Annotated in this window: 20 protein-coding genes; 10 read left to right on the top strand and 10 right to left on the bottom strand. The window is 46.1% G+C overall.

Annotated elements, in window-relative coordinates:
* Positions 1 to 4: 4 nt before the first annotated feature.
* On the bottom strand, positions 5 to 361 hold the full coding sequence (locus SFV55_RS21430) for a hypothetical protein (protein ID WP_320031600.1): 357 nt from the start codon (positions 359 to 361) through the stop codon (positions 5 to 7).
* Positions 362 to 552: 191 nt separating this feature from the next.
* On the opposite strand from SFV55_RS21430, the gene SFV55_RS21425 reads away from it, so the two are divergent.
* The 4 genes from SFV55_RS21425 (at position 553) to SFV55_RS21410 (ending at position 3,902) form a co-directional block, all read left to right on the top strand.
* The gene (locus SFV55_RS21425) at positions 553 to 879 is read left to right on the top strand and encodes a PadR family transcriptional regulator (protein WP_320031599.1); all 327 of its coding nucleotides are present in this window, start codon (positions 553 to 555) and stop codon (positions 877 to 879) included.
* Position 880: 1 nt separating this feature from the next.
* A complete protein-coding gene (locus tag SFV55_RS21420) occupies positions 881 to 1,933 on the top strand; it encodes a permease prefix domain 2-containing transporter (RefSeq protein ID WP_320031598.1) in 1,053 nt (350 codons plus the stop codon).
* 14 nt (positions 1,934 to 1,947) lie between these two features.
* The gene (locus SFV55_RS21415) at positions 1,948 to 2,826 is read left to right on the top strand and encodes a hypothetical protein (protein ID WP_320031597.1); all 879 of its coding nucleotides are present in this window, start codon (positions 1,948 to 1,950) and stop codon (positions 2,824 to 2,826) included.
* A 71-nt stretch (positions 2,827 to 2,897) separates the two neighbouring features.
* Entirely contained in the window at positions 2,898 to 3,902 is a 1,005-nt protein-coding gene (locus SFV55_RS21410) for a hypothetical protein (RefSeq protein ID WP_320031596.1), read from the top strand.
* Positions 3,903 to 4,009: 107 nt separating this feature from the next.
* Here the strand turns inward: SFV55_RS21410 and SFV55_RS21405 are convergent, their stop codons facing one another.
* The 3 genes from SFV55_RS21405 to SFV55_RS21395 all read right to left on the bottom strand — a co-directional run bounded on the left by SFV55_RS21405 (position 4,010) and on the right by SFV55_RS21395 (position 4,819).
* Complete coding sequence (locus tag SFV55_RS21405; protein WP_320031595.1) at positions 4,010 to 4,303, bottom strand: hypothetical protein; 294 nt, start codon at positions 4,301 to 4,303, stop codon at positions 4,010 to 4,012.
* Positions 4,304 to 4,391: 88 nt separating this feature from the next.
* The gene (locus SFV55_RS21400) at positions 4,392 to 4,616 is read right to left on the bottom strand and encodes an NAD(P)H-dependent oxidoreductase (protein WP_320031594.1); all 225 of its coding nucleotides are present in this window, start codon (positions 4,614 to 4,616) and stop codon (positions 4,392 to 4,394) included.
* The gene (locus SFV55_RS21395) at positions 4,535 to 4,819 is read right to left on the bottom strand and encodes a hypothetical protein (RefSeq protein ID WP_320031647.1); all 285 of its coding nucleotides are present in this window, start codon (positions 4,817 to 4,819) and stop codon (positions 4,535 to 4,537) included. Before SFV55_RS21395 ends, SFV55_RS21400 begins: the two co-directional genes overlap by 82 nt.
* A gap of 35 nt (positions 4,820 to 4,854) precedes the next feature.
* On the opposite strand from SFV55_RS21395, the gene SFV55_RS21390 reads away from it, so the two are divergent.
* Entirely contained in the window at positions 4,855 to 5,472 is a 618-nt protein-coding gene (locus SFV55_RS21390) for a DUF2306 domain-containing protein (RefSeq protein ID WP_320031593.1), read from the top strand.
* Between the two features lie 45 nt (positions 5,473 to 5,517).
* Complete coding sequence (locus tag SFV55_RS21385; RefSeq protein ID WP_320031592.1) at positions 5,518 to 6,051, top strand: GAF domain-containing protein; 534 nt, start codon at positions 5,518 to 5,520, stop codon at positions 6,049 to 6,051.
* Positions 6,052 to 6,278: 227 nt separating this feature from the next.
* On the opposite strand, the gene SFV55_RS21380 is transcribed toward SFV55_RS21385, so the two are convergent.
* Positions 6,279 to 6,734: a GNAT family N-acetyltransferase gene (locus SFV55_RS21380; protein ID WP_320031591.1), complete on the bottom strand. Its 456-nt coding sequence runs from the start codon at positions 6,732 to 6,734 to the stop codon at positions 6,279 to 6,281.
* 77 nt (positions 6,735 to 6,811) lie between these two features.
* Here SFV55_RS21380 and SFV55_RS21375 point away from each other — a divergent pair, with 77 nt between their 5' ends.
* A complete protein-coding gene (locus SFV55_RS21375; RefSeq protein ID WP_320031590.1) occupies positions 6,812 to 8,542 on the top strand; it encodes an amidohydrolase in 1,731 nt (576 codons plus the stop codon).
* 158 nt (positions 8,543 to 8,700) lie between these two features.
* Here the strand turns inward: SFV55_RS21375 and SFV55_RS21370 are convergent, their stop codons facing one another.
* The gene (locus SFV55_RS21370) at positions 8,701 to 9,603 is read right to left on the bottom strand and encodes an ROK family protein (protein ID WP_320031589.1); all 903 of its coding nucleotides are present in this window, start codon (positions 9,601 to 9,603) and stop codon (positions 8,701 to 8,703) included.
* Between the two features lie 69 nt (positions 9,604 to 9,672).
* A complete protein-coding gene (locus SFV55_RS21365) occupies positions 9,673 to 10,881 on the bottom strand; it encodes a Gfo/Idh/MocA family oxidoreductase (RefSeq protein ID WP_320031588.1) in 1,209 nt (402 codons plus the stop codon).
* A 128-nt stretch (positions 10,882 to 11,009) separates the two neighbouring features.
* Here SFV55_RS21365 and SFV55_RS21360 point away from each other — a divergent pair, with 128 nt between their 5' ends.
* Genes SFV55_RS21360 through SFV55_RS21350 form a run of 3 tightly spaced genes read left to right on the top strand, consistent with a single transcriptional unit; the run spans position 11,010 to position 12,509 of the window.
* Complete coding sequence (locus SFV55_RS21360) at positions 11,010 to 11,372, top strand: diacylglycerol kinase family protein (protein WP_320031587.1); 363 nt, start codon at positions 11,010 to 11,012, stop codon at positions 11,370 to 11,372.
* Positions 11,373 to 11,409: 37 nt separating this feature from the next.
* Complete coding sequence (locus SFV55_RS21355; protein ID WP_320031586.1) at positions 11,410 to 11,862, top strand: GNAT family N-acetyltransferase; 453 nt, start codon at positions 11,410 to 11,412, stop codon at positions 11,860 to 11,862.
* A 2-nt stretch (positions 11,863 to 11,864) separates the two neighbouring features.
* Positions 11,865 to 12,509, top strand: a complete 645-nt coding sequence (locus SFV55_RS21350) for a protein-L-isoaspartate(D-aspartate) O-methyltransferase (RefSeq protein WP_320031585.1) — start codon at positions 11,865 to 11,867, stop codon at positions 12,507 to 12,509.
* Between the two features lie 15 nt (positions 12,510 to 12,524).
* Here SFV55_RS21350 and SFV55_RS21345 read toward each other — a convergent pair whose 3' ends face one another.
* From SFV55_RS21345 to SFV55_RS21335, 3 genes are all read right to left on the bottom strand, one after another.
* The gene (locus SFV55_RS21345; protein WP_320031584.1) at positions 12,525 to 12,992 is read right to left on the bottom strand and encodes a hypothetical protein; all 468 of its coding nucleotides are present in this window, start codon (positions 12,990 to 12,992) and stop codon (positions 12,525 to 12,527) included.
* A 10-nt stretch (positions 12,993 to 13,002) separates the two neighbouring features.
* Positions 13,003 to 13,233 (bottom strand): hypothetical protein, encoded by a 231-nt coding sequence (locus SFV55_RS21340; RefSeq protein WP_320031583.1) that lies wholly within the window; start codon positions 13,231 to 13,233, stop codon positions 13,003 to 13,005.
* Positions 13,234 to 13,332: 99 nt separating this feature from the next.
* Positions 13,333 to 13,911 carry a TIGR04282 family arsenosugar biosynthesis glycosyltransferase gene (locus tag SFV55_RS21335; RefSeq protein ID WP_320031582.1) on the bottom strand — a complete coding sequence of 193 codons (579 nt, stop codon included), beginning with the start codon at positions 13,909 to 13,911 and terminating at the stop codon, positions 13,333 to 13,335.
* Between the last annotated feature and the right edge of the window lie 112 nt (positions 13,912 to 14,023).

Here is a 14,023-nt window from a genome sequence, read left to right as displayed (position 1 = left end):
AGGTTCAATTTAAGGATAAATGAAAATCATCAATATTAACGCTTATGGTTCCACGTTGGTCTTTAGCTGCCAATCGACGCATGTAAAAAGCCATTTGAGCCGCCCGTTGGGGGCTGGCGTGGGCAGTAATTCGGCGTTTGAGGAAACGGGTTGGTGCAGAGGGGTAGGCAAAAATAAGGTTGACTTCCCAAAGCCCCTTGCGGAGCTGTAGTTGTTCAATAACCGCAGTATCTCCCAACCAGTAATCGTTGGCAATGAATTTGAGGTCATCGCTGAACCCCAGTTTGTCCGAGAAGTAGAGGTTATTCAAACCATCCAGCATCTGAGCGTACATTTCTTTACTCAAAGAGAATTTGCGCATGGCCCTCTTTTGTGTCTGGTGAATCGAAACTTAAATTACGCTTCGTGCCCGGTCTTTCCTACAAAATTAGAATATTTTTTCTAATTGCTGGCGATTCAAATGCCTGATCAGGTCAAAAAAATCACAATGAATTTTAACTACAATCTAGTTTTTATAAAAATAATAACTACATTTGTAGTAAATATAGCCTAATGGATCAATACCACCTTGGAGAATTTGAAGAAATCGTGTTGCTCACGGTCGCCATTTTGGACGGGCAAGCCTACGGGCTCAGCATCATCGAGGAGATCAAAAGCCGGCTCGATCGAAGTGTGAGCTTGGGTGCCATCCAAACCGTACTCAAACGCCTGGAAGAAAAGGGGATGCTCAGCTCTGAATTTGGCGAAGCCACCAAGGTGCGCGGTGGCAAACGCAAGCGCTACTACACCATTTCCACTTATGGTTTGCAGGTGATCAAGGAGAGCAAAGAACAACGGCTTTCTTTGTGGAATGCCATGCCCAAACTCAATTTCAACTGAGATGAAAGGTACCGAAAATCCCAATCCACCACGAATCTTGCTACAGGTATTTCGCTGGTTTTGCCACCCGGATTTCCAGGAAGAAATTGAAGGCGATTTACTCGAACAGTTCCACTTGAATGTAGAAGAATATGGCTTTAATCAGGCCAAATGGCACTTTGTACTGGATGTGTTACTGCTGTTTAGACCAGAGATCATGGGGAATTTTTATCAACTCACCTTTTATCCTTTTCAACAAATGTATACTTCACACTGGGTTAAACTGATTGGATTGAACTTACTTTTTGCAGCACTCATTTTACTACGCTTTGTGCCTGGCCCACCGAATCAGGTTGCGACGGCTTTTTCTGTATTTGGATTTTTTGGAGCGATTGTGGGTATCTTTTTGGCACCCATCAGTATTGCCTGGACCATTGTAGAATTTAAAAAATTGAGGCAAAGCAATCAAGTAAACAACTATTGGCGCTCGGGGTACTATTTTGCAATTGCGGCGATGGTGGTCTGTTGTGCTTTTCTGGTGCTGACATTAGGCTTGGTGTTAACGAAAGGTGCCTACGGCCTTTTGCCCTCTGCCATTTTGCTGGCTTTGGCCTTGTGGAAAATCATTCCACAACTGAACAAATTGCGAAGAGAAACTGAGAAAAGGTTTAACCCAATTCCCTTGTACTTGTTGAGTATCCCTTTGGTCGCTTTCATTGTGCACATGAGCCTGGTGGTACCCGTAAGTCAGTACAGCCGTAATTATGTAATCAAAAAAACGGAGTCCCTAATCAGCGCGATCGAAACCTATAAAATCCAAAAAGGGCAATACCCTGAATCCATTTCAGACCTGCAACCCAACTACCTCAGCAAAATACCTCGTCCTGCCATCATGGGCAGTATGGAGTATCAGTATGAAAAAATTGGAGAAACTTATAACTTGTCTTTTCAGCAACAACTGGGTGCTACCGACGAGCTGGTGGTTTACAACCGGGCCAACATCCACAATATCAAAGGACATTACGCCAGCTTTGACGCCAAGGTACCACATTGGCGGTATTACTGGATGGATTAATCAAACCTTAGGCTATGCGGACATTATTTCGGCATTCAATGACGATTGGGGCAATCGGCACTTTGGTAGGGTCGCTTATGTTTTATCCCTATCTCCCCGGAAAGTATGAAGCTTTAGCCCTGCCCATTTCCACCCTGTTGCAGTTATGGAGCGGGTTTGGACTATTGCTGATTCCCATAGGTGTTTTATGGTTGAGGTATGAAATAAAGCAAGAATCTCGAAGAAAACGCAATGTACCCACTTCAAATCTGCGGCACCATTTTGCCTGGGCTTCGGTGATTGGCCTCTCTTTCATAGCCATTCCAGGAACCTTCTTGGTCTTGTTTGGGTATAGCGTTTTGGTAGGTTTATCTGCGTTGGCTCTATGGCTTTTTCTGATGTTGAAAACAAGGCATAAAATTAGAACCTGGAAAAATGCTGAGCCGGGAGGGCTGAATTATGTCCCTTTGTCCCTCTTGGCCATCCCGCTGATCCTGGTATTCTTTCAGGTCGCTTTTTCCAAATCTGCAACCAACTTTAGCAGGGAATACGCCATTTCTCAAAGCAAGGAACTCATTGAGGCCATTGAACGCCACCGCCTCCAACATGGCAGTTATCCTGCTTCACTTTTTGCGGTATGGCCAGACTATCACCCCGGGATTGTTGGTATTGAAAAATTCTACTACACGCCAAATGGCCAGGCTTACAATTTGTGCTTTGAACAACCCAGGTTCTTTTTCGACAACTTCGGTACCAGGGAATTTGTCATGTACAACAAATTGGATCAGCACATCATGCCTAGCCATGCTTCATGGATTTTGATTTGGTCGCAAGAACAAATGGAGGCTACACAAGGCTGGTATGCGATGCACGAAGCCGAGGAGAAGCATTGGAAGTATTTTTGGTTTGATTGATTTGCGCAAAAAATAGTTTTATTTTTTTTATTTTAAAACTTTAATTATTTTGCACTCTTCAATACCCCCAAATGCACATTTCAAAAGACGCTCTCTGGAAAGGCATTATCGAAAGTTTAATCGATGAATTCATTCGGTTTTTCTTTGCCGAATATGCAGATTTAATTGATTTTGAACGCGGTTTTGAGTTTCTCGATACCGAGTTGCAAAAGTTGTTGCCTGAAAACCCTAGTCGTCATAGGCATGCGGATAAGCTCATTAAAGTGTGGTTAAAAGATGGCGAAGAAGTTTGGTTTTTGATCCATGTAGAAGTGCAGGGTTATTCCGATCCTTTTTTTGATCGTCGCATGTATGAATGTGTTTATCGCATCGGCGATAAATTTCAACGACCAGTCACAGCGTTAGCTATTTACACAGATTGGGAACACAAGCATCATTTTAAGGAATATCGAGCCTCTTTTTTTGGCACAGAGTTGGTTTATAAATTCAACACTTTTGTTTTGTGCGAGCATTCCCCAGCCGAATTGAGCCAAAATCCGAATCCTTTTGCAGCCATTATGGAAGCTGCCTGGCAATATTTAGACCAACCTGCAGATGACCAGGCGCTCCGTGCCCTCAAGCTAAACTTAATTGAAAGGCTCAAAATGCGCAATATCCCCAGAGATAAAATCAGCCTGATCATCAACTTTATAAAATTCTATTTGCCCTTTACAAATTCAGAAATTGAAGTTATTTTTGAACAAGATTTGATGGCATTAACTCAAGTAGACAAACCTATGGGACTCATTGAAGCTATTCTGGAAGATGTGAAGCAACAAGGACTAGAACAAGGACTGGAACAAGGACTGGAACAAGGGCGAGAACTAGGCATTGTTGAAGGTATTGCCCTGGAAAAACGCGAGTTTGCCAAAAAACTCTGGAGTCTTCAAGAATTCTCCTTTGAAAAGGTGGCTATTCTGGTGGATTTGCCCTTGGAAGATGTGAGGGTCATCATTCAGGAGACTTTACTAGACGAAGGGCTAAGTCAGGAAGAAGCGAAGCTAAAGATAGACTCCAATCAAGGAAGATTCAGTTAGAGATAATTTTGTGGTTGAAATTCTCGCACAACTGGTACGAGAATCAGAAGGACAATTTCTGCCACTCGCGGTGGCAGAAATTGAATATTCCACCTCTATCAAGCTCTCTACTTCACCCCCCTTAAAACCTTCACCACTCCCTCATCACTTGGATCCAACTGATCTGCCCGTTCATAGGCCCGAATCGCCGCCGCCCGATCCTGCATTTTGAGGAAATAATCTCCCCAATGTGCAAACACAATCGCTGATTGCGGGTGTTGCTCCTCTGCCAGTTCTAGCAACATTTTCGCAGCGGGGAAACTGCCCACGGGTTTGCGGTTCAGCAATCCGTAAATTTTATAGGTGATTTGATAAACCTTGAGGTATTGGGTGCGGATCAAGGTGGGAGCCTTTAAACGCAAAAAAGGAGCTCAAATCTTGATTTGAAATGCCCATCTTACCACCTTCCATGCGCTTAAAGGGTCATATGATAGGGGCTCTGATCAAATTTTACAAATCACTATTCTGAGCCATCAACACCGCTTCTGCTTTGGCACCATCCAGCACATTTTGTGTAATACCTGGATCATAATCCATCGGTTGAGCAGTGATAAAACTGATGTCATGTATTCCAGCCATGCCAAAAACACCTCTCAAATAGGGCTCTTGAAAATCAAATTGATGCATTGGACTACCTGCACCATAATCATTCCCCCTGGAGGAGATACAAAACATTTTTTTGTTGCCCTCACCACCACCTCCAAGCCCAAAAACTTCCCAAAACCCGCCACCACTTTTTCCATCACCCTCAGCTCCAGCGCATCCTTCAAATCAAAAAACTCGACTTCCACCACCACTTTATTCTTCTGAACCGTCCGTTTCCAAATCCCAACCACCAGCCCATCCCGACAATAATTTGGTTTAGATTTAGGGGACAAGCTCAATTTTTACATCTTTAAGCAAACAATTATTTATGAAATCAAAAGTACTCACGCCTATTTTCCTTTTTTTTGCCATCTCCATTGGGTTGTACCCGCTCGTTTACTTCCTATTTGACATGAGTAATGGCCTGATGAGCTCCAAATCAGCGCAGTTGTTGAGCAATCGTTTGTGGCAAGTGGGTTTTTATACCCACATCACTTTGGGTGGTTTGGCTTTGTTGAGTGGCTGCACGCAGTTCTTATCCAGCTTGCGGCAAAAACACTTGTCCTTGCACCGCAACCTGGGTAAGGGTTACATAGCCTCGGTCATGTTGAGCGGAGTTGCGGGTCTTGGCATCGCCTTTGCGGCTAGCGGAGGGGTGTGGGCGCAAATGGGTTTTGCTGCCTTGGGCTTTTTGTGGCTCTATACAACGGCGAAGGCTTTTCTGGCCATCAAAAAACGCGACATTGCCGAGCATCAAAACTGGATGACCCGCAGTTACGCCCTTTGTTTTGGGGCAGTCACCCTACGCTTGTGGATGCCCCTGTTCCTGGGCGCTTTGGGCATGAGTTTCGACTTCGCTTATCCGATCATCGCCTGGCTGAGCTGGGTGCCTAATTTGTTGGTGGCGGAGTGGATCATCAGAAGGGCTAAACCCAGTTTGGCCTAACGAACTTTTTTTCCCCTTTTTTGTATTCTTGCAAAAAGAAGTACCATGTCCGCATCCGCAGAAATGCCCTATTTCATCAAACCTTCGCTCAATCTGGATGCGGAGGCCAAAAAAGCCGCTTACGAACAGGCAGTAGTCGCCATTGATGCCAATTTGGGAGGCGAAACCGACCGCATCCTCAAAATGGCAACCATCAACTCCGTGTTGAAAACTTACCTGCCTTATTATTATTGGGCCGGTTTTTATGTGGTCAAAAATGGTCGACTTTCGGTAGGGCCTTACCAAGGCACTTTGGGTTGTTTGCACATCGAATTTGGCCGGGGGGTATGTGGCAAAGCGGCACGGGAGCAAAAAACGCAACTGGTAGGGAATGTTCATGCACTGGCACAAGGCAGCGAGCACATCGCCTGTGACCCCAATTCGGCTTCGGAGATTGTGGTGCCAGTATTTGATGGGAAAGGTGAGCTGATTGCGGTGTACGATGTGGATAGTACCCAAATCAATTCATTTGACGCGCTGGACCAGTTCTATTTAGAAAAAATAATGGAGCGGCATTTTCGGCAGGAGGCCTTGGATTGAGTAGGGAATAAAAAAGAGGGAGCAGTTGCCTACTCCCTTTCTTGGTAAATTACAGTTAGCCCTTGTATATTTTGAGGAAAGCAAATTCAAAAAAATGGAGGGGCTTCCAAATCGGCAACTCCCCCCCACACACTATGAAACACTAGATCTTTAATCGGTTGAGATATTTAACTAATATTCCAATAGCGTGCCAAATTTTGCAGATTTGGATTTTTTTTTAAATTTTTCTAGAAATTTTCGGAAAAGAAGATTTTCCCGTTCCACCAACCCTCTTCAATAATGGCGTCATTCTTGCGGTAAAAGCGCAGCGCTGGCTCGTTCCAGTCCAAAACTTGCCATTTCACCATGCGGCAACCCTGGTTGCGGGCCTCATCCAAAAAAGCATCAAATAATTTTTGGCCCAGGCCATAACGCCGATGGGTTTCTTTTACTACAAAATCTTCCAGAAAAAGCATTTTGCCCTTCCAGGTAGAATAGGCCACATAATACAAAGCCATTCCTACCACCTGATTGTCCATTTCTGCAACGATGGCTTGGAAAATGCCACTGCTAAAATCACGTTCGTACTCTTCAATTGTGGCAATGAATTCCTCTTCAGCTTTTTCGTACACGGCCAAATCGTGGACCAGATCGTGGATGGCGTTCAAATCAGCGTGGGTGGCTCTGCGGATGATGATTTCCATATTTTTTTGATTGAAATTGATTAGACTTGTGACAAACATAATCGCAATTTTTCCCTTTCCAAATCAAAACTGTAAACATGTTCTACCTGAGTAAAAAAACTACAACTTTTTCTCTTTTTTCAATGGTGTTATTATTTGGCTTGTTTTCAGCATGCCAAAAAAAAGAAGTAGCCGACACCATTTTTACCAACGGCAACATTTACACCGTGGATGAAAAAAATCCTCATGCGGAAGCCATTGCGGTTCTGGGCGAACGGATTTTGGCCGTAGGCAGCAATGCCGAAATTGAAAAACTGAAAGGCCCAAACACTCAAACGGTCGACTTAGGAGGCCGGTTCGTTATGCCAGGCTTTATTGAAGGGCACGGGCATTATTCGGGTTTGGGCCAAAGTTTGATCAATTTGAATTTCCTCAAATCCAAAAGCTGGGAAGAAATAGTCCAAGCAGTTGCCGAGCGCGCCAAAACCGCCAAACCGGGTGAGTGGATCATTGGTCGTGGTTGGCATCAAGAAAAATGGACCAGCACACCAGACCGCAATGTACTGGGGTATCCCTACCATGATGAGCTGAGTAAAGCGGCGCCGAACAACCCTGTCCTACTCAGCCATGCCAGTGGCCACGGCTTGTTTGCCAATGAAAAGGCTATGAATTTGGCAGGGGTAAGCGCTGAAACTCCCAACCCTCTTGGTGGTGAAATTGTGCGTGACGATCGGGGAAATGCCATCGGGGTATTCGAAGAACGCGCCATGCGAGTGATCTACAAAGTATACCAGGAATACCTGGAAACCTTATCAGAGGAAGACCGCAAAAAACAATGGTTGAAAGGTATTGAATTGGCACAAAAAGAATGTCTGGCCAAGGGAATCACCTCCTTTCAGGATGCGGGATCCAGTTTTAAAGACCTGGACTGGTACCGGGAATTGGCCGAGGCTGGCAAATTTGATGTGCGCCTCTGGGCCATGATCCGTCATTCTTCCAAGGACATGGAAGGAAAACTCAATAATTTTCCCTGGATCAACCTGGGCAATAATTATTTTACCGTCAATGGTATCAAGTCGGAAGTGGATGGGGCATTGGGCTCGTTTGGGGCTTGGTTGCTGCGCTCATACCAGGATAAGCCCGATTTTGAAGGCCAAAACACAACTTCGGTGGAGGAGGTGAAAAAAATTGCCCAAATGGCCCGCGAACACAAACTCCAGCTTTGTGTTCACGCCATCGGCGACCGCGCCAACCGGGTTTGCCTCGACATCATGGAGGGCGAATTGAAAAAAGACCAAAAAGGCAAAGAACTGCGCTGGCGGATCGAACACGCTCAGCACCTGGACCCTGACGACATTCCCCGCTTTAAAAAACTGGGCGTAATCGCGGCCATGCAGGCGGTACATTGTACTTCGGATGCTCCTTTTGTGGTCAAACGCCTTGGGGAAGACCGTGCCCGCAATGGAGCCTACGCCTGGCGCTCACTCTTGGACGCAGGGGCAGTGGTGACCAATGGAACCGATGCTCCGGTAGAAGATGTGGACCCACTACAATCTTTTTACGCCGCAGTAACCCGTAAACGAGCCGACAGTGGCCTGGTTTTTTTCCCTGAACAAAAGATCACTCGTGAAGAGGCGGTTTATTCCTACACGATGGCGAATGCATATGCTGCCTTTGAAGAGAAGGACAAGGGCTCGCTGGAAAAAGGCAAGCTGGCAGATTTTGTGGTATTGGATAAGGACTTGATCAAGTGTGGAGATGAGGAGATTTTGGGAACCAAGGTGCTGAAAACTGTGGTAGGAGGAAAGGAAAAATATAGCAGGAAGTAAATTTGAATTAAATTGATGATCAGTTGATTGATGATTTTTTTTGAGTTCCGAGTTCCGAGTACATGAGATAAGCGTTGAGAAGTGGACTTCCGCAGCGAACCGGTCGCTGCAGTAGCCCACTTCTCAACGCTTATCTCATGTACTCTTTTTATTTTCCTCTACTTCGTGCTCTGCCGAATCGCGAACGCCGCCGCACCAATCGCCCCGGCATATTCACCATGTTGCGCTAGCAACACTGGAACCCCTTCTCCACGAGGCCGCCACTCATGCAATTCCATAAACGCGGAAAGTGGTTTCATCAGCGAATCCCCAGCCTGGGCAATGCCGCCGCCAAGTACAAATACTTCGGGCGAAAGCGCATTGATCAAGGAACACATCGCAATCGACAACTTGCGCACTGAGCTCAACCAAACGTAGGTAGCAATCGGGTCTCCTTCGCGGTAAGCAGCCTCCAACTCGTGGGTAGCCTGGTAGCGGTTGTAGGTGCGTTTTTCAATGGTAGCATTACCAATGTGGTCTTCAATGCTACCAGGGATTTTGAAAATATCCAATTCAGGATTGTCGGCATCTACGGAGATGTGCCCCAAGTGACCAGCCATCATGTTGCGACCCTGTAGCAATTTTCCATCTATGATGATGCCACCACCTACCCCTGTTCCCAGGGTGAGCAAAATCACATGTTTATAGCCCTTAGCAGCACCAAACTGCGCCTCAGCCATCAGGGCGCTGTGGGCGTCGTTCAGAATCCAGGTTTCGTGATCGAGATAATCCGACCAGATGAATTTTTCCAGCCCATAAAAGCGGCCTGGCATGGAGTAAATTGCGGTATTTTCTTCGTTGCAAATGCCAGGTGCCGACATTCCCATGGCCGTGACCCGATCGCCAAATTCTTCCAAAAGGTCGCTTGCAACTGATTTTACAACCCCTTTCCATTGCCACTCATCGATAGGTGTGGCGTGTTGTCCAAGGGGGCGGGACATCGTTTTTTGAACATTTCCATAGTGGTCGATGACGACTGCTTTTACCGCAGTGCCGCCAAGGTCCATTCCAATTGCCAACATGGTCGTGTTTTTTCAATAATCAATCACCAATCGTTTATCCCTGAATAGCGGAGTACGGATGAAAACTGATTATTCTGCTTTATCAATTACTTTTTGTGTGATTTCGCCCGTAGTTTTGTCCTTCAGGATGATTTTTTTGCGTTCATCCGGCAGAATTTCAGTTTTGATGAGGTAGTGCTGCTCATCGTAGTGTTCGTATTGAGCACCTTCCGTAATGTCGTTGGAGCCCCGCCAAACATCGAGTTGTACGGGTTCCCACTGTTTAGTATGGGCTGATTTGTAGCAGGCATCAATAATGGCATTGACGATGTAGCCATCATAAAACGACTCCATCGGTGTGCCCCCACTATCGATGCAGTCGAACATATCTGCAAACATATGCGGATAACCCAACTCGTGCACTTCATCGCCAACCGGGAACATCCAGCCCGTTTCACTTTCCGCTTTTTCGGCGACATAGCCACCTAGGCCTACTCCGGTATACAATTCAAAACCCGTGCGCAGGAAGTGATCGAGGCGAATATTGCCTTCGGTTCCGGCTACTTCATCGCGTAAATCCATACCACCGCGGTAATTCCAACTTACTTCAAACTGGCCGATGGCACCATTGGCGTATTTGACAAGGCCAATGGCGCTGTCTTCAGCGTCAATGGGTTTGACCTGGGTTGCAGCCCAGCACATCACTTCGAGTGGTTTAACATCCTTGCCAATGAAATTGCGGGCAATCTCGATGCAATGGCAACCAAGATCTACGATAGCGCCACCGCCAGCCATATCCTTGTTCCAAAACCAATCGCTGTGTGGACCAGGGTGTGCTTCGCGGGAACGAGCCCAAAGAATACGGCCAAGGGCACCGTTTTTGACCGCAGTCAGCGACTTTAAAGTTTTGGGGGTGTAAGCCAGATCTTCAAGGTAACCATGAAAAATTCCTGCCTTTTCCACGACGTCCAACATCTCTTTGGCCTCAGCTGCGTTGCGGCCAAGCGGTTTGGTACAAAGGACAGCTTTGCCAGCGGCCGCACATAGTTTAACCGCTTCCAGGTGCTGGTCGTTGGGCAGGCCAATGACCACTACATTGATGTCTGGGTCGGCAATAGCGGCAGCGAGATTGGTATAAGTTTTGGGAATTCCCCATTCTTTCGCGAACTTGTCGGCGCGTTCCTGACTGCGGGAATAGATGGCATGGACCCGATCGCGTCCACGCAGATTATGCAAAGTCATGGTATAAAAGGTACCGATTAAACCGGTGCCCAGCATGCAAATCTTATGGGTGTTCATACATTGTGGTTTGCAAACTTTCAGTTGACCAAGTGCTTGGCGTTTACGAGCGGGAAAATAGGAAGAAGCCCAGAGTATTCCAAAGAAAATTAAGTTTCTAACTGCGATTACCAAATAAATTTTTAGTTATGCTGCAAAAATACATTGCCAGTTTCAGGTACGCCTTTAAAGGAATCGCCTTGTTGATCAAAACCCAGGCCAATGCCCGCTTTCATTTACTGGCTGGCACAGTAGTAATTGTAGTGGCATGGTACCTCGAAGTATCGGCATTGGAATGGGCTATCTTGGCTTTGACGATTGGCGCTGTGCTGGCAGCGGAGGGTTTCAACACCGCGCTCGAATTTTTGACCGATCTGGTTTCGCCCGATTACCATGAGTTGGCTGGTAAAACTAAAGATGTGGCGGCGGGGGCAGTATTGATTACCGCTTTAGCGGCCATCGCAGTAGCGGCATTTATTTTTGGACCAAAAATTGTAGCTTTAGGGCGATAAAAATGAGCATTTGTTTTTGCCCCTCTACTTTGATCTTATGAACCTGAGTTTTACCTGTAAACATTTTGACGAGCTGAGTTTGAAAGAATTGTACGACAGTATGGTGCTGCGGCAGGAGATTTTTGTGGTTGAGCAAAACTGTGCCTTCCTGGATGCAGATGGCAAAGATCAAGTTGCGTACCATTGTTTTGGGTATGATACCGATGGGCAATTGCATGCCTATACCCGTTTATTGGATAAGGGCATTGCCTACCCTGAATACGCTTCTATTGGTCGGGTAGTAACTTCGGCAGCCTCGCGAGGTGGTGGCTGGGGACGCAAATTGATGGAATACAGCATTGAGCAATTGTATGCTACTTTTGGACAGCAAGCCATCAAAATTGGCGCACAAGCTTACCTTGAAAAATTTTATGGATCCTTGGGCTTCGTCCAATGCGGCGAGGGGTATTTGGAAGATGGTATTCCACATATCCCCATGTTGAAAAACTAAAAATGCAAGATACTTATCGACATAAAGGGATGCGCCGCCAATTGGTAGAAGGCTTGCGCAAAAAAGGCATTAAAAATGAAAAAGTGCTGGAGGCGATAGGTACGCTGCCTCGGCATTATTTTTTGGATAAAGCTTTTGAAGAACACGCTTATCAGGACAAAGCTTTCCCGATTGGGAACGAACAAACCATTTCCCAGCCCTACACCGTGGCTTACATGACTGAATTGCTGGAGGTAGAAAAGCGCCAAAAAGTATTGGAAGTAGGTACGGGATCGGGGTATCAGGCCTGTATCCTGGCACTTTTGGGGGGAAGGGTATACAGCATTGAACGCCAAAAAGACTTGTACGAAAAAGCGAAGGTTTTTTTGCCTGTCATTGGTTTTCCCCAAATCCGCTTGTTTTTTCGCGATGGGTATAAAGGAATGCCAGAGTACGCTCCCTTCGATCGGATCATCGTTACGGCCGGAGCGCCGTTTATTCCGGATGCCTTGCGGGATCAGTTGAGCCTTGGGGGCGTGATGGTGATCCCCGTGGGAGAGGAAGAGCAGACGATGGTTCGAGTGCGGCGCATTGCTGAAAATTTGTATGAGGATGAGCCGCTGGGGCCGTTTCGATTTGTGCCGTTTGTGGAGGGGCTGAATGAGTGAAAACTGAAAAGCTTGTCACATGACATTCGAATTGGCCCTTGCTTGGAGGGCTTTTTCAAGGTGCTCAAAAATCTCTTTAGTGAACTGGCCACTGTAGATGTATTGCCAGTATGCACCAGCGGGCTTGAATCCAACCCGTTCATCATCATGGTGGATGTATTCGATGTCTTGGAGCGAGCAGGCCTGTACTTCAGCATCCTTTTGCGCGCGATACTTGAGGGTATCCCGGGTAATGGACACAAAAAATTTACCTTCAGGGAAAAACCGCTTTCGATTGATGAAATACAGACTAAATACGAAGGATAGGACTAAAAAGATCGAGGTCCAGCCGGGAAGTTCCTGGTTCGTAGCAAAACGAGCCACCGATTTTACGATTGAAAAAATAAGGACAACTACATATAAGATATTCAACCCTTTTCGGGCTTTCGGGCTGATTGGGTTTATCCCCAGATCCAGATAAAAGTGTTCCATTACAGGGTCCATTGTCGATTATTTAAGGCTGAATTGGAGCTTCTTTTTTGGCAAATCTGCTGTATAGGTTATAAAAGCAGAGGGCACTCACCCATAACATGACAAAACCACGTCCTCGCTGGATCAGCCTGACAGTTTCCTTTGGCTGCTGTTCAACCCATTCATCGAAGAAAAAGTCAACAAAGAGGAGGTAGCAAAGTAAAATAATGCTGATGATTTTGACCAGGGTAAGCAAAACTTTATTTTGGATCATGTAGGTACGTATTTACTAATAAAGTAACTAAAATTACTTCAAACATGCAACTGTGATGTTTGAATTTTCGATTAAATCTGTTAAAGTCAAGACAAAAAATCACCAGCCATATTTTTGCCAGTCTTCCTCCACATCAACATCTGGCAAGGCAGGCAACAAATAACAGGGGGCTCCACTTTCAGCCATCCGTTCCAAGGTGATTTTTGCCACATTCTCCGTGCTCCATTCCATGTTTTCAAAAAGTGCTGGTGTTGGCTTTCGCATGCCCAATAAATAGTACCCACCATCCAAAGCTGGGCCTAAAACGAAAGGATACTCGTCAAGCTGATCAAGAGCCAACTGCACAATTTCGGAGGTCAACAAGGGGCAATCGCTACCAATGATGACGGCCTTGGAAGAAGTTTGTAGGGTGTCCACAAAGGCAAGGTGCATCCGTTCACCAAGGTCTTGTCCTACTTGTTGTTTTTTGATAAAAAGGGCCTTGTCCCAGGCATCATTGTCGTCGATAAAATCGCTGTAGAACAAATGGCGGGGAACATCCAGGACTAGGGCCATTTCACGAGCGCGGTGAGAGAGTTTGTGGTAAACGGCAAGCGCGGCTTCGTCCCCAATGGTTGCGGCCAGGCGGGTTTTAACTTTGCCCAGGGCCGGGTTTTTGATAAAAATAATTAGGCTCATGGGGCGTAGTTGAATTGTTGAAAATTTGATGTGTTGAAATGTTGCTACCGCACCAACTTAGATTCGGTCGCGGCCAAAACCGCGGCGGCAGCAACTTTACAACACTTCAACT

This window comes from Haliscomenobacter sp., assembly GCF_033763495.1.
In the GTDB taxonomy this organism is placed as follows: Bacteria; Bacteroidota; Bacteroidia; order Chitinophagales; family Saprospiraceae; genus Haliscomenobacter.
This window is presented reverse-complemented; position numbering and strand designations above follow the sequence as displayed.